This is a genomic window from Acidiphilium sp. 20-67-58 (assembly GCF_002255515.1).
Classification (GTDB): domain Bacteria; phylum Pseudomonadota; class Alphaproteobacteria; order Acetobacterales; family Acetobacteraceae; genus Acidiphilium.
In genome coordinates this window covers 1-19,533 of sequence record NZ_NCAS01000003.1, presented here as the reverse complement: position 1 = coordinate 19,533, position 19,533 = coordinate 1, and the positions used below count along the sequence as shown (strand labels likewise).

The window sequence follows — 19,533 nt, the reverse complement described above, 5'->3', positions numbered from 1 at the left end:
ACCGTCATGCGGTTGCCGACGCGCCATCTCCTGGGAATCGAAGGTCTTCACCCGCGCGACATTTCCGCCCTGCTCGACCTCGCCGAGAGCTACGTGCTGCTCAACCGGTCAGGCAAGACGCGGCGGGACGTGCTGCGCGGCCGGACCCTGATCAACCTGTTCTTCGAGGATTCCACCCGCACCCGCACGAGCTTCGAGCTCGCCGGCAAGCGGCTCGGCGCCGATGTGATCAACATGTCGGTCTCGACCTCCTCGGTCTCCAAGGGCGAGACCCTGCTCGACACCGCGGCGACGCTGAACGCGATGAACTGCGACCTGCTGGTGGTCCGCCACAAGGCCTCCGGCGCGCCCGCGCTGCTCGCCCAGAAGGTGGATGCCGCGGTGATCAACGCCGGCGACGGGATGCACGAACACCCGACCCAGGCGCTGCTCGACGCGCTGACGATCCGCCGCAACAAGGGCACGCTCGCCGGCCTCACCGTCGCCATCTGCGGCGATATCGCGCATTCCCGCGTCGCCCGCTCGAACCTGCTGCTGCTCACCGCGATGGGCAGCCGGGTGCGCGTGGTTGGCCCGCCGACGCTGATCCCCTCGGGGATCGATCAGTTCGGCGCCACCGTGTTCCATGACATGCGCGAGGGCCTGCGCGACGCCGACATCGTGATGGCGCTGCGGTTGCAGACCGAGCGGATGAGCGCCGGGCTGATCCCCAGCGCGCGCGAGTTCTTCACCTTCTACGGGCTCGATGCCGCGAAGCTCGCCGTGGCGAAGCCGGACGCGCTGGTGATGCATCCCGGCCCGATGAATCGCGGCGTCGAGATCGACAGCCAGGTGGCCGACGACCCCACCCGCTCGGTGATTCGCGAGCAGGTGGAGATGGGCGTCGCCATCCGCATGGCGGTGCTCGACGTGCTGGCCCGGACGGCGCTCGCCCATGCATGACACGCCCCCCGACACGCTGATCCGCGGCGCGCGGATCGTCGATCCCGCCACCGGCCACGACGCGGTGGGCGACCTGCTGGTGCGCGACGGCGTCATCGCCGATTTCGGCGCCGGTCTCGGCCGGCCGGATGGGGCGGTGATGATCGACGCCGGCGAGCAGATCCTCTGCCCCGGCCTGGTCGATGCCCGCGCCTCGCTCGGCGAGCCCGGCTATGAATACCGCGAGACCATCGCCACCGCCGCCGAGGCCGCCAATGCCGCCGGCATCACCACCATCGCCGTGCTGCCGGACAATATCCCCGCCACCGACGACCCGGCGCTGGTCCGCGCCCTTGCCGGTGCAGGGGCAGCGACCGGACGGCTCACCATCGCCCCCTACGGCGCGGCGACGCGCGGCTGCAAGGGCGAGATGATCGCCGAATACGGCCTGCTGCGCGCGGCCGGCGCGGTCGCCTTCTCCGATGGCGCGCGGGCGATCGGCCCGGCCGGGCTGATGCGCCGCGCCCTGTCCTACGCGCGCGGCTTCGGCGCCATGATCGTCCAGCATCCGGAGGAGCCGAGCCTTGCCGCCGGCGGTGCGGCGACCGCCGGGGCACGGGCGACGCTGATGGGCCTGCCCGGAATCCCGGCCTGCGCCGAGGCGATGATGGTCGCGCGCGACATCCGCCTTGCCGAACTCACCGGCGGCGCGGTGCATTTCGCCCATGTCTCGACCGGCGAGGCGCTCGACCTGATCCGTGGCGCGAAACGGCGGGGCCTCGCGATCACCTGCGACACCGCGCCGCCCTATTTCGACCTCAACGAGAACGCGATCGGCGATTTCCGCACCTATGCGAAGCTGTCGCCGCCGCTGCGCAGCGAGGCCGACCGCCTCGCCGTCTGCGCCGCTCTGGCCGATGGCACGATCGACGCCGTGGTCTCCGACCACCAGCCGCGCGACGCCGACGACAAGCGCCTGCCCTTCGCCGAGGCCGCCCCTGGCGGCGCCGGCCTCGCCACCCTGCTCGCGGTGACGCTGGCGCAGGTGCAGTCCGGCGGGCTCGGGCTGATCGCGGCACTCTCCCTGCTGACCGACCGGCCGGCGCGGCTGTTCGGGCTGGATGCCGGGCGCATCGCCCGCGGTGTCGCGGCCGATCTCTGCCTGTTCGCCCCCGAGCGGCCCTGGCGGATCGAGGCCGGCGCCCTGCCCGGCAAGGCGCAGAACACGCCCTTCGACGGACGGCCGGTCGAAGGGGTGGTCAGCTTCACGTGGAAGGCCGGGCGGCGGGTGCACGGATGATCGCGCTGTACGCCCTGCTCGGCTACCTGCTCGGTTCGATCCCCTTCGGCCTGCTGCTCACCCGCGCGGCCGGGCTCGGCGATGTGCGGCGGATCGGCTCGGGCAATATCGGTGCGACCAACGTGCTGCGCACCGGGCGCAAGAGCCTCGCCGCGCTGACCCTGCTGCTCGATGGCGGCAAGGGCGCCGCCGCCGTGCTGCTCGCCCGCCATGCCGGCGGCACGGCCGCCGATCTCGCCGCGCTGTTCGCGGTGATCGGCCATCTCTACCCCGTCTGGCTCGGCTTTCGCGGCGGCAAGGGGGTGGCGACCGGGCTCGGCGTGCTGCTCGCCCTCGTCTTTCCGGTCGGCGCCGCCTGCTGCCTGATCTGGCTCGCCATGGCGTTCTGGCGGAAGATTTCCTCCCTCGCCGCGCTGACCGCCTTCGCCGCGGCCCCGCTGCTCGCCCTGCTGTCCGGGCGCTTCCATGCGGCGCCGGTCGCCCTCGCCATCGCCGCCCTCGTCGTCTTCAAGCACCGGGCGAACATCGCGCGGCTGCGCGCCGGCACCGAGCCGAGGATCAGGCTGTCGGCGTGAGCGATCCGGCGACGCTTCTGCGCCTGATCCGCACCGAGGGCGTGGGGCCCCAGACCTTCCGCCGCCTGCGCGAGCGCTTCGCCAGCCCCGCGGAGGCGCTGGACGCGCTGCCCGGCCTCGCGCGCATGGGCGGGCGGCGGGGCGCCCTGCGGATTCCCGCTCCCGCCGACATCCACCGCGAGCTGGACCGCCATGCCGAACTCGGCGCAAGGCTGCTCTTTCTCGGCGATGCGGATTATCCGCCGCTGCTCGCCTTGCTGCCGGACGCGCCGCCGGTCATCGCGGTGAAAGGCGACATCGCCCTGCTCCACCGGCCGATCGTCGCCGTGGTCGGCGCGCGCAACGCCACGACCAATGGACGGCGGATCGCCGCGGACATCGCCGGCGAGATCGCCGCCGCCGGGCATCCGGTGGTCTCCGGCCTCGCCCGCGGGATCGACGCCGCTGCCCACGCGGCGGCGCTGCGCGAGGGTACCACCATCGCGGCCATTCCCGGCGGGCTCGACATGGTCTACCCGCCCGAACACCGCGACCTGCAGGCCCGCATCGCCGAGGCGGGCGCCGTGATCGCCGAGGCGCCGCCCGGCACCGCACCGCTCGCCCGGCATTTCCCCAAGCGCAACCGCATCATCGCCGGCCTCGCCCTCGGCGTCGTCGTCATCGAGGCGGCGCTGCGCTCGGGCAGCCTGCTCACCGCCCGCTTCGCGCGCGACTATGGCCGCGAGCTGTTCGCCGTGCCCGGCTCGCCGCTCGACGAGCGCGCCCGCGGCGGCAACGAGCTGATACGCCAGGGCGCATGGCTTGCCGAATCAGCCGCCGACATCCTCGCCAACCTGCCGCCCCGGCCCGGCGCGCTGTTTCCCGACGCGCGGATCGCCGCCCCGCCCGCCGGCCTCGCCGAGCCGCCGATGGCGGAGCCCGAGCCGGGCGACGCGCTCGACCGCGCCCGACGCGAAATCCCGCCGCTGCTCTCCGCCAGCCCGGTCGGTGTTGACGAACTGGCACGGCACTGCCAGTTCTCCACACCGATCATTGTTGCCGTGCTGGCCGAGCTTGAACTTGCCGGCCGGATCGAAACCCTGCCGGGCAACCGGGTCTGTCTGCTCTCAGAGTGCTGAACGGGACACCGCGCTAGACATGAATGCCATCGTCGTCGTTGAATCTCCGGCCAAGGCCAAGACGATCAACAAATATCTCGGCGACGGGTTCACCGTCCTCGCCTCCTTCGGCCATGTCCGCGACCTGCCGCCGAAGGATGGCTCGGTGCGCCCGGACGAGGATTTCGCGATGTCGTGGGAGGAGGATGCCCGCGGCGACCGCCAGGTGGCCGCCATCGCCAAGGCGCTGAAAGGGGCGGACACGCTCTACCTCGCCACCGACCCGGATCGCGAGGGTGAGGCGATTTCCTGGCATGTCCGCGCCATGCTCGAGGCGCGCAACGTGCTCAAGGGCAAGCAGGTCCACCGCATCACCTTCAACGAGATCACCAAATCGGCGGTGCAGGCGGCGTTGCGCGCCCCGCGCGACCTCGACACGCCGCTGATCGAAGCCTATCTCGCCCGCCGCGCGCTGGATTATCTGGTCGGCTTCACCCTCTCGCCGGTGCTCTGGCGCAAGCTGCCCGGCAGCAAGAGCGCCGGGCGCGTGCAGTCGGTCGCGCTGCGGCTGATCTGCGAGCGCGAGGCCGAGATCGAGCTGTTCCGCCCGCGCGAATACTGGACGATCGAGGCCGAGTTCCGCACCCCCGCCGGCGCGCCGTTCCGCGCCCGCCTCACCCATCTCGACGGCCGCAAGCTCGACCAGTTCGACCTTGCGGACAAGGCAGCGGCCGATGCGGCGAAGGCGGCGGTCGAACGCGGCACCTTCAGCGTCGTCTCGATCGAGAAGAAGCGCGTCCGCCGCAACCCGCCGCCGCCCTTCACCACCTCGACCCTGCAACAGGACGCCTCGCGCAAGCTGCATATGACGGCGCAATCCATCATGCGCACCGCCCAGCAGCTCTACGAGGGGGTGGAGATCGGCGGCGAGACGGTGGGCCTGATCACCTACATGCGAACCGACGGCGTGCAGATGGCGCGCGAGGCGATCACCGCCGCCCGCGACCAGGTGAAGAACGCGTTCGGTGCGAACTACCTGCCCGCCGCCCCGCGCGAATACCAGTCCAAGGCGAAGAACGCGCAGGAAGCCCACGAGGCGATCCGCCCGACCGATTTCGCCCTTACCCCCGAGCGCGCCGCCCGCCATCTCTCGCCCGAGCAGGCGCGGCTGTATGAGCTGATCTACAAGCGCGCCCTCGCCTCGCAGATGCAGTCGGCCGAGCTGGACCAGACCACGGTCGAGCTTGCCGATGCCGCCGGCACCACCCTGCGCGCCACCGGCTCGATCCTCGCCTTCGACGGTTTCCTCAAGCTCTACCGCGAGGGCATGGACGAGGACCCGGAGGACGAGACCGCGCGGCTGCTGCCGCCGATGGCGAAATCCGACCCGCTCGCCAGCGGGCCGGTGGCCGCCGAGCAGCATTTCACCCAGCCGCCGCCGCGCTTTTCCGAGGCCACCCTGGTCAAGCGGATGGAGGAGCTCGGCATCGGCCGGCCCTCGACCTATGCCTCGATCCTGACCGTGCTGCGCGAGCGCAACTATGTGCGGATGGAAAACCGCCGCTTCATCCCCGAGGATCGCGGCCGGCTGGTCACGGCCTTCCTGGTCGGCTTCTTCGGCCGGTACGTCGAGACCGGCTTCACCGCCAATCTGGAGGAGAAGCTCGACGAGGTCTCCGACGGCCGGCTCGACTGGCGGGCGGTGATGCGGGATTTCTGGGCCGATTTCTCCGGCGCGGTCGAGCAGATCAAGGATCTCAAGATCTCCGACGTGATCGACGCGCTGGACGAGGATCTCGGCCCGCATTTCTTCCCCGCCCGCGAGGACGGGTCGGACCCGCGGGTCTGCCAGGCCTGCGGCAGCGGCCGGCTCGGCCTGCGGCTCGGCCGCTTCGGCGCGTTCATCGGCTGCTCGAACTATCCCGAATGCCAGTATACCCGCCGCCTCGCCGTCGAGGGCGGCGAGGAGGAGGGCGAGCAGCTGCGCGACGGGATGAAGCAGCTCGGCGAAAATGCCGAGGGGATTCCCGTCACGCTGCGGCGCGGCCCCTATGGTCTCTATGTCCAGCTCGGCGAGCCCGATCCGGAGGACAAGAAGGCGAAGCCCCGCCGCGCCGCCCTGCCGCGCGGGATGACCGGCGAGGCGATCACGCTGGAGCAGGCGATCGGCCTGCTCTCGCTGCCGCGCGTGATCGGCGTGCATCCGGAGACGAAGCAGGAGATCCAGGCCGGCATCGGCCGGTTCGGCCCGTATGTGAAGATGGGCCCGATCTTCGCCTCGCTCGACAAGGATGACGACGTGCTGGCCGTCGGCCTCAACCGCGCGGTGATGGTGCTGGCGAAGAAGCAGGAAGGCATCCGCGATCTCGGCCCGCACCCGAAGGACAGCGAGAGCGTGACCGCGCGCAAGGGCCGCTTCGGCCCCTATGTCCAGCATGGCAAGACGGTCGCGACCCTGCCGCGCGGCAGCGAACTCGGCACGGTGACGCTGGAGGAGGCGGTCGCCCTGCTCGCCGAGAAGGGCAAGACGCTGGCGCCGCGCGGCCGCAAGGGCGCCAAGCCCGCAGCAAAGTCGCCCACAGCAAAGTCGCCCACAGCAAAGTCGAGGGACGCGGCGGCGCCGAAGGCCGCCAGCGCGAAGCCGAAAGCCGCCGCGAAGCCGAAGGCCGCTGCGAAACCGAAGGCGGCCGCCACCAAGGCAAAGCCCGCCGCCCGCAAGGCCGCGCGCTCCGGCGGCTGAGCCGCCCGCTTCCGGTTCCGACTCCTATTCTGACTCTGGGCCGGGCCGGACGATCCGTCCGCCCGCGAGCGGCGCCGGCACGCCGGTCGTCCCGGGCAGCGAGAGCGGCAGGCCGCGCAGGGCGCGAACCGCGAGAAACCCGAAACACTGCGCCTCCAGCGCATCGCCATCCCAGCCCACCGCCTCGACCGGCTCGACCGGGGCGGCGAAGTGCCGGCGCAGCGCCGCCATGATCGCGGCATTGTGCCGTCCGCCGCCGGCCACCAGCACGCGCAGCGGCGGCGCCGGCAGCGGCGAGGCCGCGATCGCCGCGGCGGTGAAGGCGGCGAGCAGCGCCGCCCCGTCCGCGGCGGACAATCCCTCCGTCGCCGCCGCGAGGCGGGTGGAGAAATGCAGCCGGTCGAGCGATTTCGGCGCCGGCCTCGCGAACCAGGGATCGTCCATCAGCCGCGCGAGACGCCGCTCATCCAGACGCCCGGCGGCGGCCAGCGCGCCGTCAGCGTCGAAGGCGGCGCCGGTGGCGCGCTGCACCCAGTCGTCCAGCGGGCCGTTGCCGGGCCCGGTGTCGCAGGCCAGTACCTCGCCCGCCGGGCCGAGCCAGGTGATGTTGGCGACCCCGCCGATATTGACCACCAGCAGCGGCTTCTCCAGCGCCTCGGCAAGGGCGGCGTGGAACAGCGGCGCGAGCGGCGCGCCCTGCCCGCCGGCGGCGACATCGGCGCTGCGGAAATCATGCACCACCGGCAGCCGCGTCTTGTGGGCGAGATGCGCCGCATCGCCGATCTGCCAGGTCCGCCGCCGGTCGGGGTCGTGCAGGATGGTCTGGCCGTGGAACCCCACCACATCGGCCCGGCTCGCCACCATCGCCACCGCCTCGGCATGGCGGTCGGCCAGCAGGCGGTCGAGCGCGCGGAGTTCCGGGTCGTCGGCCGGCAGTCCGGGGGCGGCGTCGAGCAGGGCGCGCAGCCGGGCGCGGAGCGGCTCCTCGTAGAACAGCGTGGCCGAGCGGCCGGTAGCGAGGATGCGCTCGCCATCGGTCCGGATCACCGCGGCATCGACCCCGTCGAGCGAGGTGCCGCTCATCAGGCCGATCGCGTGCAGCGCGGCGCCGTCGTTAGCGGTCTGGAAACCTGTTTCGGGCATGCTTCGCTTATCCGCCGCGGCGGCGGGGTTTACAAGAACCGGAGCAAAGGATCGGACGTGGAACCTCGCGCGGCGCGCGGCAGCTTCCGCCCGGCGGTCAACGGGCGCACCTTCCTGCCCTGGCTGTTGCTCGGCATCGCGAGCCTGGCCTGGCTGTCGCCGGCGCGGGCGATGCTCCATGTGCTGGGCGTGATCGCCGCCACCGTGTTCGAGGGGAAGCAGGTGGTGCCGGCGGTGCTGCCGAGCGATTTCTTCGCCTTCTGGCCGGCCGCGCATATCGCCGTCTCGGCCGCGCCGGCGAGCCTCTATACGCCGTCCCGCTTTCTTGGCTGGACGGCGGCGCATGTAGGGGCGGGGCTGCCGGGCTTCATGCAGTTCTTCTACCCGCCGCCGGCGCTTCTCGCGATGCTGCCGCTGGCCCCGCTCGCGCCCGGCGCCGGCCTGCTGGTGTGGACGATCCTGATCGCCCTGCCCTGCCCGTTCCTGCTGCGCCGCGCCGGCGCGCCATGGCCGGTCATCGCGGCGGGGCTGCTCGGGCCCGCGTCGCTCATCGGCGTGTCGATCGGTGAATTCGGCCCGCTCTCGGGCTGCATCTTCATCGCCGCACTCGCCGCGGCGTCGGCCCGGCAACCGGCGGCGGGCGCGCTGTTCGGGCTGCTCTCGCTCAAGCCGCAGGCCGGGCTGCTCGGCCCGGTGGTGCTGCTCGCGCGCGGCGACTGGCGGGGCCTTGCCACCGGCGCAGCACTGGCAGCCGCCCTGGCCGCCGCGATCACCCTGATCACCGGCCCGGCGATCTGGACGGCCTGGCTCGGCCCGGGCATGGCGGCGGCGCACGCCCATCTCGTCGCCCCGTTCCCGGCGCGCTACGAGCTGAACGGTGTGTCGGTGTTCTGGATGGCGCGCAGCCTCGGCGCCAGCGTGGTGCTGGCCGGCGCGGCGCAGGCCGCCGCGGCACTGGCCGCCGCGACCTGGTGCTGGCGGGCCTGGCGCGTTCCGGCGCCGGATCACGGCTCTCGCGTCCCGACGCCGGACCCGGTCGCCCGCGCCTCGCTCACCGTCTGCCTCACCCTGCTCGTCACGCCCTACGCCTATGTGAACGATATGGCCGCGCTTTCGGTGATGACCGCCTGGCTCGCCTGGCGGCGCGGCCGGCTGGAGCCGGCGGATGTGCTGCTCTGGCTCTGGCCGGTGCTCGGGCCGTTGCTGGCGAGCCTCGCGCATGTCGAGGCCGCCCCGCTGGCGATCCTGCTCGGCGCCCTGCGCGCCGCGCGTGCGACGGGCGGAATTGGCACGCCGGCCCCCGCGTGCTACCCCGCGCACATCTGAAGACAAACGGGCCGGTTGCGGCCACCCCGACCACGGCGGAACCATGATCATGACCGATACCGGCGATTTCCTGCGCGAGGCAGAGGCGCGCGGCTACATTTTCCAGTGCACCGACACCGAGGGGCTGCGCGAGGCGATGCGTGCCGGCCCGATCGCCGGCTATATCGGCTTCGACTGCACGGCCGACAGCCTGCATGTCGGCCACATGATCCAGATCATGATGCTCCGCCTGCTGCAGAAGCACGGGCACAAGCCGGTCGCCATTCTCGGCGGCGGCACCACCCGCATCGGCGACCCCTCCTTCCGCGAGGAAGCCCGCCAGCTCCTCACCGAGGAACAGATCGCGCTGAACATGGCCGGCATCCGCGACAACATCGCCGCCTATCTGCGCTTCGGCGACGGTCCCTCCGACGCCATCATGGTCAACAATGCCGACTGGCTGGATACGCTCGGCTATATCGACCTGCTGCGCGAGGTCGGCGTGCATTTCAGCGTCAACCGCATGCTGTCCTTTGACTCGGTCCGCTCGCGGCTGGAGCGCGAACAGGGGCTGACCTTCCTCGAATTCAACTACTCGATCCTGCAGGCCTATGATTTCCGCGAGCTGAACCGCCGCTACGGCGTGGTGCTCCAGATGGGCGGGTCGGACCAGTGGGGCAACATCGTCCAGGGCATCGACCTCGTCCGCCGCACCGACGCCAAGCAGGTCTATGGCCTGACCGCGCCGCTGATCACCACCGCCTCGGGGGCGAAGATGGGCAAGACCGCGGCCGGCGCCGTCTGGCTCTCGGCCGCAAGGCGCAGCCCGTTCGACTACTGGCAGTTCTGGCGCAACACCGAGGATGCGGATGTCGGCCGCTTCCTGCGCCTGTTCACCGACCTGCCGCTCGAAGAGATCGCCCGGCTGGAGGCGCTGCAAGGGGCCGAGATCAACGAGGCGAAGAAGATCCTCGCCACCGAGGCGACCGCGCTCTGCCACGGGCGCGCCGCCGCCGAGGCCGCGGCCGAGACCGCGCGCCGCACCTTCGAGGGCGGCGAGGCGGCGGAAACCCTGCCGGGGATCGATATCCCCGCCGCCGAGCTTGCAGCCGGCATTCCCGCCTTCGCCCTGCTGGTGAAAGCCGGGCTCGCCGCCAGCAACGGCGAGGCGCGCCGGCTGATCCGCGGCGGCGGCGCGCGGCTCAACGACGCCCCGATCGCCGAGGAGGCGCACATGGTCACCCTCGCCGACGTGATCGACGGCGCGGCCAAGCTCTCGTCCGGCCGGAAGCACCACCGCCTGGTCCGCCCGGCATGAGCGCGCCGCCCTTCGTCACCCCCGCGCAGGAAAGCGCTGCCGCGGCGATCGCCGCCCTGCATGACGAGCTGTTCCTGTTCGATGACTGGATGGACCGCTACCAGTTCATCATCGAACTCGGCCAGGCGCTGCCCGCCTTCCCCGAGGCGCTGAAGACCGACGACCGGCTGGTGCCCGGCTGCCAGAGCCGGGTCTGGCTGGAGCCGAAGCTCGCGGATGGGAAGCTCTATTTCGCCGGCGCGTCGGACGCCGCGATCGTCAGCGGCCTCGTCGCCATGCTGTTGCAGGTCTATTCCGGCCGCACCCCGGCGGAGATCCGCGCCACACCGCCGGTTTTCCTCAAGGAATGGGGGCTGATCGGCGCCTTGTCCGGCAATCGCGGCAACGGCGTCGCGGCGATGTCCGAACGCATCCAGCGCTTCGCCGCCTCATGAGTCCGGCGCGCTCCCGCCGATGACTTCGCGCACGATGTAGAGCGGCCGCTGCTTGCTCTCCTCGTAGAGCCGGCCGAGATATTCGCCGATCATGCCGAGGGCGATGAGCTGCACCCCGCCGAGGAACAGGATGGCGACCAGCAGCGAGGGATAGCCCTGCACCGGGTTGCCATAGACCAGCTTGCGAAAGATCGTCACCGCCGCGTAGACGAAGGCGAAGACCGAGACGGCGAAGCCGAGATAGGAAGCCAGCCGCAGCGGCGCGCTGGAAAACGAGGTCACCCCCTCCAGCGCGAAATTCCACAATTTCCAGTAGGTCCAGCTGGTCCGCCCGGCATGGCGCGGGGCGCGGTGATAGGCGATGGTGGTGGTGCGGAAGCCGATCCAGGCGAACAGTCCCTTCATGAACCGCCGCCGCTCCGGCAGCCGCTTCAGCGCCTCCAGCGCCGGCCGGGCGATCAGCCGGAAATCCCCGGTATCGCGCGGGATCGGCACATCGCTCAGCCGGTTCATCACCCGGTAGAACATGTGCGCGGTCCACCGCTTCACCGCGCCGTCGCCCTCGCGCGAGACCCGCGTGGCGTTGACCACGTCATAACCCTCGCGCCATTTCGCCAGCAGCGCGGGAATCGCCTCGGGCGGGTCCTGCAAATCGGCGTCGAGCGGAACCGCCACCGCGCCGCGCGCATGGTCGAGCCCGGCGGTCAGCGCCGCCTCCTTGCCGAAATTGCGCGACAGGTCGATCACCCGCACCCGCGCATCGCGCGCGGCGAGGCCGAGCAGGGCAGCGAGCGTCGCATCCCGGCTGCCGTCATTGACGCAGACCAGCTCCCAGCTCTCGCCGCTGCCATCGAGCACGGTGGCGAGCCGCTCGTAGAGCGGCGCCACATTGCCGGCCTCGTTGTGAAACGGCACGACGACCGAAACCGTGACCGGGCTTGCCTGTGCCGACACGACATGTCCCTTTCCTGCGCCATGCGCCATGCGCCATGCGCCATGCGCCGTGCGACCGCGCGCGCCGCGCAGAGGCCGGCGCCATCACAACCATAACGCGAGTGATTTCCTTTTATCGGCAAACCGGCGCCGCGGCAAACGGTGCCTGCACGGCTCAGTAAAAGATCCGGGCCAGGATCTGCGGCAACACGGCGAGATTGGCCAGCGCCATCACCGCCGCCGGCAGCGCGGCCAGCGTCTCGATCGCCTGACGCGAAGCCACCGTGCCCGGTCTCCAGCCCGGTCCGGGCCGCAGGAAAAGCAGAAACGGCAGGATCACCAGGAAATAGCGCCCCTGGATGCCGTCGATCCGGTCGTACCCGGTATAGGTCCAGCTCAGATAGACCGCGAGCATCATCGCCAGCACGCCGCCCAGCACCAGCAGCGCCGCGAACCCGGCATCGCCCGCCGAGCGACGGTCGGCGGGGCCGGCCAGCATCGTGCCGAGGAGTGCCACGAGCAGGGCGAGGCTCCAGCCCTGATAGTCCCATCGGGGCAGTATGACCGAGAGCCAGCCGAGTGTGCCGATCGCCTCGCGCAGGTAAAGCGGCGCGTTGGCGGCGAGGGCGTGGAGGGGCAGCAGGACCACCGCAAGCGGATGCGCGATCAGGCTGCGCAGGCCGGCGGCCGGATCGATCGTGGTCAGCCACAGGTCGTGCCGGCCGGGCCAGAGCGGCCCCGGATGGTAGGGGGCGACGTGATAGATGGGCGCCGCCGAGACATGATGCGCCACGCCGAGCCAGACCAGCGACGGCACCGCCAGCAGTGACAGCCGGGCCAGAACGGCGCGCCAGCGCGGCTGCGCCAGCGGCAGCAGGCCGATGAACAGCAGCGGCATGTAGGGCGGCTTGGTCATGATCATCAGCACGAGCAGCGCGGCGGCGAGCCAGCGCCGGGCGGGCTCACGCTCGGGATCGCTTGTCAGCAGCGCCGCCGCGAGCGCGGCCGCGCCGATCATCTGGCCATCGACGTTGAACGAGGCGGCGAGCGACACCGTCATCGGCAGCATCAGCATCGCGAACAGCAGGGCATGCCCCCAGCGCGCCAGCGCCAGCGCCGCCGCCCCCATGGCAAGAAACGCCGCCAGCATCAGGACCCGGCCGAGCAGCACCGTCCGCCAGGGCGACAGGCCGGCGAGCCAACCGGCGCCGAGCCCGATCGTCGCCGGCAGGAACAGCGCCGGAAAATACGCAACGGTGTTCGGACAATCCATGAGCGTCGTGCGACCGGACCACCTTACCGCCCGCGCGTGTGCCATCTGCGCCTGCGAGACCCGCTTGTTGCCTTCCCCGTTCTCCAGCATCAGCTGCCAAATACGGACGACGGCGGCGTTGTTGGTCACCGCGGAAGAGACATGGTGCTGGAGGGGATCTATCACCCGATGGCCGAGAAGCTGGCCATAGAGCAACCCATCGGCCCGCGCCATCTGACACGGCTCGTCGGCCACCTGGCCGATCGGCACGAGGAACGCGAGTTCCGTGCCGGTCGCCAATCCGAAACAGAGGAACAGCGCAACCAGTCTTCGCGGCCGGGCGAGCGCAGAGACCAGACGGCACAGGGGCTGAAACATCCGCAGCGGAGAGATCGACAATGGTGGTTTCCAAATTCAGCAATGCGGCGCCGGCACGCTCACGTCAGACCGCGAAAAACGGCTCCGGATAATGACGGAACTATGTGCGGCGGATGAAGGAATGGCAAGCAGGGCGGCGCCGGGTTGGCGGCCGCCACCCGGCCGCGTTGCCTTTGCGCCACTTGTTTGCCAAGGAAGCCGCACCCTCAACCGCCGGAGCCGCCATGACCCTGCTGACCGCAATCCTGTTCGCCTTCCTGCAAGGCGCCACGGAACTCTTTCCCGTCTCCAGCCTTGGCCATGTCGTGATCGTCCCCACCCTGCTGCACTGGCGGATCGACCAGGCCGCACCGTCCTTCCTGCCCTTCGTGGTGCTTCTGCATGTCGGCACCGCGACGGCGCTGCTGCTCTATTTCTGGCGTGAATGGTGGGCGATGTTCACCGGCCTGCTCGGCCGCGGCGACCCCGGCGAGGTCGATGCCCAGCGCGGCCTGCTGCTGCGCCTCGTCGTTGCCACGCTGCCCGCCGTGATCATCGGCTTCGCGCTGAAAAAGCCGATCCAGCATCTCTTCGCCAGTCCCGAAATCGCCGCCGCCTTCCTCATCGCCAACGGCGCGGTGCTGGTGATCGGCGAAAAGCTGCGTCGACGCCGCACCGGGAACGGGTTCGGCATCGGCCAGATGACGCTGCGCGACGCCATGATCATCGGCCTGTTCCAGTGCCTCGCCTTCCTGCCCGGCCTGTCGCGCTCGGGCTCGGCGATCGTGGGCGGCCTGACCCGCGGGCTCGACCACGAGGCCGCCGCCCGCTTCGCCTTCCTGATGGCGACCCCGGTGATCGCCGGCGCCGCCGTGGTCGAGGTGCCGCATCTGCTGCACCACGCCGCCGCCGCGCGGGGCATGTTCGGCACCGCCGTGATCGCCGCCATCGTCGCCGGGGTGGTGGCGTATCTCTCGACCGCCTTCCTGATGCGCTATTTCCGCGATCACGACCGCTGGGCGCTCGGCCCCTTCGCCATCTACTGCGCCGTTCTCGGCGGGCTGAGCCTGATCCTGATCCCGGCCGGCATCTGATGGCAACGGCGCGCCCCGACATCGCCCGCCTGATGGGCGCGCGCGGGGCGCGCAGCATCGCCCAGGGCGCGCTGGTGGTCGATTTCGCGCTTTATGTGACCAGGCTCGGCTGGAGTGCCACGCTGCTCGGCGTTGTCTTCGCCCTGTCGATCCTGTTCGCCGTTGCGGTGACGACGCTGGTCGGCCCCGCCAGCGACCGCTTCGGCCGCAAGCGCTTCGTCCTCGTCTACGAGGCGATCTCGGTGATTGCATCGCTGATCGGCCTGTTGACCCAGGCGACGCTGCCGCTCGCCTTCGCCGCGGTGATCGGCGGCTTCGGCCGGGGTGCGAACGGCGCCGCCGGCCCCTTTGCGCCGGCGGAACAATCCTGGCTGTCCGGCCTGATCGAGAAGCGGGAGTTCGGCACGGTGCTGTCGCTCAACACCGCGATCGGGTTTTTCGGCATGGCCATCGGCGCCGTGCTGGCTGGGCTGATCGGCGCGGCGCGGCCGATGTTCGCCCTGCCGCTCGCGGCCTCGCTGATCGCAACCCTGCTGCTCGCCCTCACCCCCGATCCGCCACGCCTGCCTGAAGCCGCCCGGGCCGAGGGGCACGAGGCCGTCTCGAAGGCGGAGAACAGCCTGCTGTGGAAACTCGCCGGGCTCAATGTTCTCAACGGCACCGGGATCGGCCTGTCCGGCCCGTTCATCTCCTGGTGGTTCGCCGCCCGCTTCCATGCAGGGGCTGCCGCCATCGGCCCCGCGCTCGCGATCGCCTTCGCCACGGCCGGGATCGCGGCGCTGACCACCGGGCGGCTGACCCGGCTTATCGGCACGGTGCGGGCGGTGGTGCTGATGCGCGGGATCGGGCTGGTCAGCCTGTTCGCCCTGCCCTTCGCGCCGAGCTTCGGCGTGGCACTGGTCATCTACGCCCTGCGCTCGGCCTTCAACCGCGGCACGGCCGGGGCGCGCCAGGCGGTCGCCCTCGGCATTGTGCGCAGCGAGCGGCGGGGGCTTGCCGCCAGCGTCAACACGATCTCGGTGCTCATCCCGCGCGGCGTCGCCCCGGCGCTGGCCGGCGTGCTGTTCGAGTCCGGCGCCCTCGCCGCACCCTTCCTGCTCGCCGGGCTGTTCCAGGGGGCGTATCTGTTCTTCTATCCTCGCGTCTTCGGGCGCCACGATCCATCGAGGTCCGCATGATCCTTCGCCTCTGCCTGCTGCTGGCATTGCTTGTTCCGCTCACCGCCCAGGCGCATGTCAATCTTGCCGCCGCGCCGATCGGGCGGATGGACCTGCCCTGGTGGCGGCAGCGCTTCGAGCACACGAAGCAGGAGGCGCGCGCGCATCCCAATGCGCGGCTGGTCTGGCTCGGCGATTCGATCACCGAATACTGGCATCGCGAGGGGAAGCACCCCTACCAGCAGATCCTGCCGATCTGGCGCCATTATTACGGGCGTTACGACGCGCTGAATTTCGGCCTGATCGGCGACACCACGGCGAGCGTGATCTGGCGGATCGACCATGGCGAGTTCGCCGGCCTGCATCCGAGACTCGTCGTGCTGCTGATCGGCGCCAACAATCTCGGCCGCACCCATTGGGGCGCCGGGCAGACGGTGCCGGGAATCGAGGCGGTGGTGGATGATCTGCACCGCCATGTTCCCCGCGCGCATGTGCTGCTGCTCGGCATCCTGCCCTCGATCCGCTCGGCGTGGATCAGCGCGCAGACCCGGACAATCAACGCGGCTCTCGCCCGCCACTATGCCGAAAGCTCGCTCGTGACGTTCCGCGATGTCGGGCATGTGCTGGAGACCGATGGCCGCCCCGACCCGGCACTCTATGTCGATCCGCGGATGCACCCCCCCGAGCCCGCGCTGCACCCGGATGCCGAGGGCATGCGCCGGATCGCCGCCGCGTTGCAGCCGACGATCGAGCGGCTGATGCGCTGACCTGAACGGCGCCCGCGATCAGGCCCGTGATCAGGCCCGCGATCAGGAGAGGGCGAGGCCCTGTTCGATCAGGCCGATCGTGGGGGCGATGCCGTACAGGGCGATGAAGCCGCCGAAACGCGGGCCCTCGGTCTGGCCGAGCAGGACCTGGTAGAGGCAGCCGAACCATTCGCGCAGGCTGGCGAAGGGGTGGCGCTTGCCGATGTCGTAGAGCAGGTTCTGCAGGGCTTCGGCGTCGGCATCATCGGGGATGGTTTTCAGAGCATCCGCGAGGTCGAGCAGGGCGGCGCGCTCCAGCTCGGTGGGGGGGCGGTATTGCTTCGCCGGCTTGATGAAATCCTGATAGTAGCGGACCGCGAAATCGACCAGCCGGGCGAGGAAGGGGGCGGTGTCCGGCGTTGCCTCGGGCCGGTAGGCGCGGATGAAGCCCCAGAGCAGGTCGGGGGTTTCGGCGTTCACCACCGAGGCGAGGTTGAGCAGCATGGCGAAGGGGATCGGGCTGCTCGACGCGGTGGGGATGTCGCCGCCATGGATGAACCAGGCGGGATTGTCCTCCGCCCTGCCCTTGCCTTCGCGCAGATTGTCCTGGTGGGTCAGGTATTCGTCGGTGGCGCGGGGGATGACGTCGAAATACAGGCGCTTGGCACGCTGGGGCGAAGCGAACATGAACTGGCCGAGGCTTTCGGCCGGGGCGTAGGTCAGCCATTGCTCGACCGAGAGGCCGTTACCCTTCGACTTGCTGATCTTCTGGCCGTGCTCGTCGAGGAACAGCTCGTAGGTGAAGCTTTCGGGCGGCTCGCCGCCGAGGGCGCGGACGATGGCGCTGGAGAGACGGACGGAATCGATCAGGTCCTTGCCGGACATTTCGTAGTCCACCCCGAGGGCGAACCAGCGCATCGCCCAGTCCGCCTTCCATTGCAGCTTGGCGCCGCCATCGAGGATCGAGGTTTCGTGGAGGATGCCGGTTTCCGGATCGCGCCAGGTGACGGTTGCGGCATCGACATCGACCTCGTCGATCGCGACCTGCATGACCTGGCCGGTGCGCGGGTGCAGCGGCAGGATGGGCGAATAGGTGGCGCGGCGCTCGGGGCCGAGGGTCGGGCGGATGATGTCGCGGATGACATCGTGCTTCGCGGCGACGGCGCGCAGCGCGTCGTTGAAGCGGCCGGAGGTGTAGTATTCGGTGGAGGAGGCGAATTCGTATTCGAAGCCGAAGGAGTCGAGGAAGGCTTGCAGCCGGGCGTTGTTGTGGGCGCCGAAGCTCGGATGGGTGCCGAAGGGGTCGGGCACGCGGGTGAGCGGCTGGCCGATGAATTCGCGCAGCATGTCCTGCTGCGGAACATTGCCGGGGACTTTGCGCAAGGCGTCCATGTCATCGGAGAAGGCGAGCAGCTTCGAGGGCAGGCAGGTGAGTCTGGTGAAGGCGAGCCTGATCCAGGAGGTGCGGGCGACCTCCATGAAGGTGCCGATATGCGGCAGGCCGGACGGGCCGTAGCCGGTTTCGAACAGGGCCGTGGATTTCCCCGATTTGTGCAGGCGGTGGACGACGCGTTCGGCTTCGCGGAAGGGCCAGCTCGTGGGGGTATCGGCTTCGGACTGTGTCATGCGTTGCGTTTAGGATTGGCGCGCGGCCGGGTCAAACGCTTGAATCGGGCATGGGTGTGCGGCCGGGCGCGGGGGGCGCCGGCTCGTCAGGTGCGGAGGCGGTGTGGGGGGATGAAGCGGCGGTCCGGCGGGCGGGGCCAGGGGGTGACTGGCTTGCCGCCGGGCGCAGGCGCCTGGTGCGGGGCGGCCAGGTTCATGCGGGTGTAGGTCGCCGCCGAAGCGGGATCGGGCGCGGGATCGGCTACGGATTTCGGCGCGGGATCGGGCACGGGTTTGGGCCGTGGTTTCCGCTCGCGGGGCGGCAGGGCGAGGATGGGCGGCAGGCGAAGGCCGAGCGTGTGGCAGAGCGGGCGGAGGATGCGGCCGGCGGTGGGGGTTGCGGCGATGAAGCCCTGCATGTCCGGCGTATCGAGCAGGGCGCGGAGCTGCGGCGCGAGGGCGGCGGCGGCGGGAAAGGTTTGCCGCAGCCAGCCGAAATCGCGCGGCAGGGGCGAGCGCGCGGCGGCGCGTGGCAGAGGTGAGCGCGCGGCGGCGCGGCCTGGACGGCGGGCGCGATGGCGCGGCGGCGCGGGCGGCCTGGCGGCGAGGGATTCGAAGCGGGCGCAGAGGCGGCGCAGGCGGGACCAGGCGAGAACGGTGACCGGGCCGCCGCGGCGGCAGCGCATGCCCTCGGCGGCGACGCAGGCGCAGAGTGCGGCGATGAAGCCGACAAAGCGGAGCAGAAAGCCCTGCGGTGCGGCTTCGGTTGTCATTTTTTCTAACAAGCACGATCGGCGGGGGGTGGGCAAGGAGCATGCGCGGGCGGGAAGGTGGTTGACAGGGCGGGCCCTGCTTCAGGCGAGGGCGGGGTTTGCCACTTCCTGATAGGCCTCGGTGATGCGGAGATTGTATTCGTCGAGATAGTTCTGCAATTCGACGCGGTCGATCAAGGCGATGCCGGCGGCGTTGGCGAGGTCGGTTGCGGATCTGGTGAAGTAGGCGTTGGTGACGACGATGGCGTCGTCGCAGGCGTAGACGTTGCGGGCGGAGATCGCGTCCTGCACGGCGGCGGCGGCGACGCTGCCGGACTCGCTGATCGCGTGGATGACGACGCGTTTGCCGAACTGGGTGCCGAACATCACGCTGCCGCGATCGCCGCCGGGCCGGGTTTCATCGATTTCGAAGCCGGCGATCCTGAACAGGGCGGCGAGGAATTTTTCGAAATCATCGGTGTTCATCGCATCGACATGGGCGATCGAGACGGTGCGGTCGGGGTCGAAATGCACCAGCCGGGCATCGAGGCGCTGGACCAGGAGATCGAGATGGATGGCTTCGCAGATGTCCAGCACGTCCCTGACACGCTGGCGGGGCAGCAGGGGCGTTCCGTAGGTCGTCGTCTGTGAACTATGTGATTTGGCGGTGGGCGAAGCCGAGGCTTGGTGAGCGGTTTGGGGCATAGAGCCATGCGACGAGGGCACAAAGAAGCCTGATCAGCCATCTGCGGAGGAGGCGGAGGTTGTGGCCGGCGCCGGCGAGGACGGCGTTGATGGCATCAC

General features: G+C 70.5%; 17 protein-coding genes. 11 read left to right on the top strand and 6 right to left on the bottom strand.

Annotation, left to right across the window (positions count from 1 at the left end; genetic code table 11):
* The first annotated feature begins 6 nt into the window (after positions 1-6).
* The 5 genes from B7Z76_RS02090 to topA are packed head-to-tail and all read left to right on the top strand — an operon-like array spanning position 7 to position 6,633.
* A complete protein-coding gene (locus B7Z76_RS02090) occupies positions 7-942 on the top strand; it encodes an aspartate carbamoyltransferase catalytic subunit (RefSeq protein ID WP_174504490.1) in 936 nt (311 codons plus the stop codon).
* Positions 935-2,221: a dihydroorotase family protein gene (locus B7Z76_RS02085; RefSeq protein WP_174504489.1), complete on the top strand. Its 1,287-nt coding sequence runs from the start codon at positions 935-937 to the stop codon at positions 2,219-2,221. The genes B7Z76_RS02090 and B7Z76_RS02085 overlap by 8 nt, the downstream gene beginning before the upstream one ends.
* A complete protein-coding gene (gene plsY, locus B7Z76_RS02080) occupies positions 2,218-2,796 on the top strand; it encodes a glycerol-3-phosphate 1-O-acyltransferase PlsY (protein ID WP_174504488.1) in 579 nt (192 codons plus the stop codon). Before B7Z76_RS02085 ends, plsY begins: the two co-directional genes overlap by 4 nt.
* Positions 2,793-3,914 (top strand): DNA-processing protein DprA, encoded by a 1,122-nt coding sequence (gene dprA, locus B7Z76_RS02075; RefSeq protein WP_291341837.1) that lies wholly within the window; start codon positions 2,793-2,795, stop codon positions 3,912-3,914. The genes plsY and dprA overlap by 4 nt, the downstream gene beginning before the upstream one ends.
* A 19-nt stretch (positions 3,915-3,933) precedes the next feature.
* Complete coding sequence (topA, locus tag B7Z76_RS02070; protein WP_174504486.1) at positions 3,934-6,633, top strand: type I DNA topoisomerase; 2,700 nt, start codon at positions 3,934-3,936, stop codon at positions 6,631-6,633.
* 24 nt (positions 6,634-6,657) lie between these two features.
* Here the strand turns inward: topA and B7Z76_RS02065 are convergent, their stop codons facing one another.
* Positions 6,658-7,734, bottom strand: coding sequence for an anhydro-N-acetylmuramic acid kinase (locus tag B7Z76_RS02065; protein ID WP_174504943.1), 1,077 nt, complete (start codon positions 7,732-7,734; stop codon positions 6,658-6,660).
* 99 nt (positions 7,735-7,833) lie between these two features.
* Here B7Z76_RS02065 and B7Z76_RS02060 point away from each other — a divergent pair, with 99 nt between their 5' ends.
* Genes B7Z76_RS02060 through B7Z76_RS02050 form a run of 3 tightly spaced genes read left to right on the top strand, consistent with a single transcriptional unit; the run spans position 7,834 to position 10,833 of the window.
* Complete coding sequence (locus B7Z76_RS02060; protein ID WP_291341836.1) at positions 7,834-9,102, top strand: glycosyltransferase family 87 protein; 1,269 nt, start codon at positions 7,834-7,836, stop codon at positions 9,100-9,102.
* 43 nt (positions 9,103-9,145) lie between these two features.
* Complete coding sequence (gene tyrS / locus B7Z76_RS02055) at positions 9,146-10,399, top strand: tyrosine--tRNA ligase (RefSeq protein WP_291341835.1); 1,254 nt, start codon at positions 9,146-9,148, stop codon at positions 10,397-10,399.
* On the top strand, positions 10,396-10,833 hold the full coding sequence (locus B7Z76_RS02050; RefSeq protein WP_291341834.1) for a SufE family protein: 438 nt from the start codon (positions 10,396-10,398) through the stop codon (positions 10,831-10,833). Before tyrS ends, B7Z76_RS02050 begins: the two co-directional genes overlap by 4 nt.
* On the opposite strand, the gene B7Z76_RS02045 is transcribed toward B7Z76_RS02050, so the two are convergent.
* Together B7Z76_RS02045 and B7Z76_RS02040 are read right to left on the bottom strand one after the other, a co-directional pair.
* Positions 10,828-11,787 (bottom strand): glycosyltransferase family 2 protein, encoded by a 960-nt coding sequence (locus B7Z76_RS02045; RefSeq protein ID WP_291341833.1) that lies wholly within the window; start codon positions 11,785-11,787, stop codon positions 10,828-10,830. The two genes, B7Z76_RS02050 and B7Z76_RS02045, sit on opposite strands and share 6 nt — an antisense overlap.
* 154 nt (positions 11,788-11,941) lie before the next feature.
* Positions 11,942-13,396, bottom strand: coding sequence for a DUF2142 domain-containing protein (locus B7Z76_RS02040; RefSeq protein WP_291341832.1), 1,455 nt, complete (start codon positions 13,394-13,396; stop codon positions 11,942-11,944).
* 224 nt (positions 13,397-13,620) lie between these two features.
* On the opposite strand from B7Z76_RS02040, the gene B7Z76_RS02035 reads away from it, so the two are divergent.
* The 3 genes from B7Z76_RS02035 to B7Z76_RS02025 are packed head-to-tail and all read left to right on the top strand — an operon-like array spanning position 13,621 to position 16,393.
* A complete protein-coding gene (locus B7Z76_RS02035) occupies positions 13,621-14,469 on the top strand; it encodes an undecaprenyl-diphosphate phosphatase (protein ID WP_291341831.1) in 849 nt (282 codons plus the stop codon).
* Positions 14,469-15,647 (top strand): MFS transporter, encoded by a 1,179-nt coding sequence (locus B7Z76_RS02030; RefSeq protein WP_291341830.1) that lies wholly within the window; start codon positions 14,469-14,471, stop codon positions 15,645-15,647. Before B7Z76_RS02035 ends, B7Z76_RS02030 begins: the two co-directional genes overlap by 1 nt.
* Positions 15,644-16,393, top strand: a complete 750-nt coding sequence (locus B7Z76_RS02025) for a GDSL-type esterase/lipase family protein (protein ID WP_291341829.1) — start codon at positions 15,644-15,646, stop codon at positions 16,391-16,393. The genes B7Z76_RS02030 and B7Z76_RS02025 overlap by 4 nt, the downstream gene beginning before the upstream one ends.
* 42 nt (positions 16,394-16,435) lie before the next feature.
* On the opposite strand, the gene B7Z76_RS02020 is transcribed toward B7Z76_RS02025, so the two are convergent.
* From B7Z76_RS02020 to B7Z76_RS02010, 3 genes are all read right to left on the bottom strand, one after another.
* On the bottom strand, positions 16,436-17,998 hold the full coding sequence (locus tag B7Z76_RS02020; protein WP_291341828.1) for a lysine--tRNA ligase: 1,563 nt from the start codon (positions 17,996-17,998) through the stop codon (positions 16,436-16,438).
* Between the two features lie 86 nt (positions 17,999-18,084).
* On the bottom strand, positions 18,085-18,750 hold the full coding sequence (locus B7Z76_RS02015; protein WP_291341827.1) for a hypothetical protein: 666 nt from the start codon (positions 18,748-18,750) through the stop codon (positions 18,085-18,087).
* A gap of 81 nt (positions 18,751-18,831) precedes the next feature.
* A complete protein-coding gene (locus B7Z76_RS02010; RefSeq protein ID WP_291341826.1) occupies positions 18,832-19,326 on the bottom strand; it encodes a restriction endonuclease in 495 nt (164 codons plus the stop codon).
* Positions 19,327-19,533 lie beyond the last annotated feature (207 nt).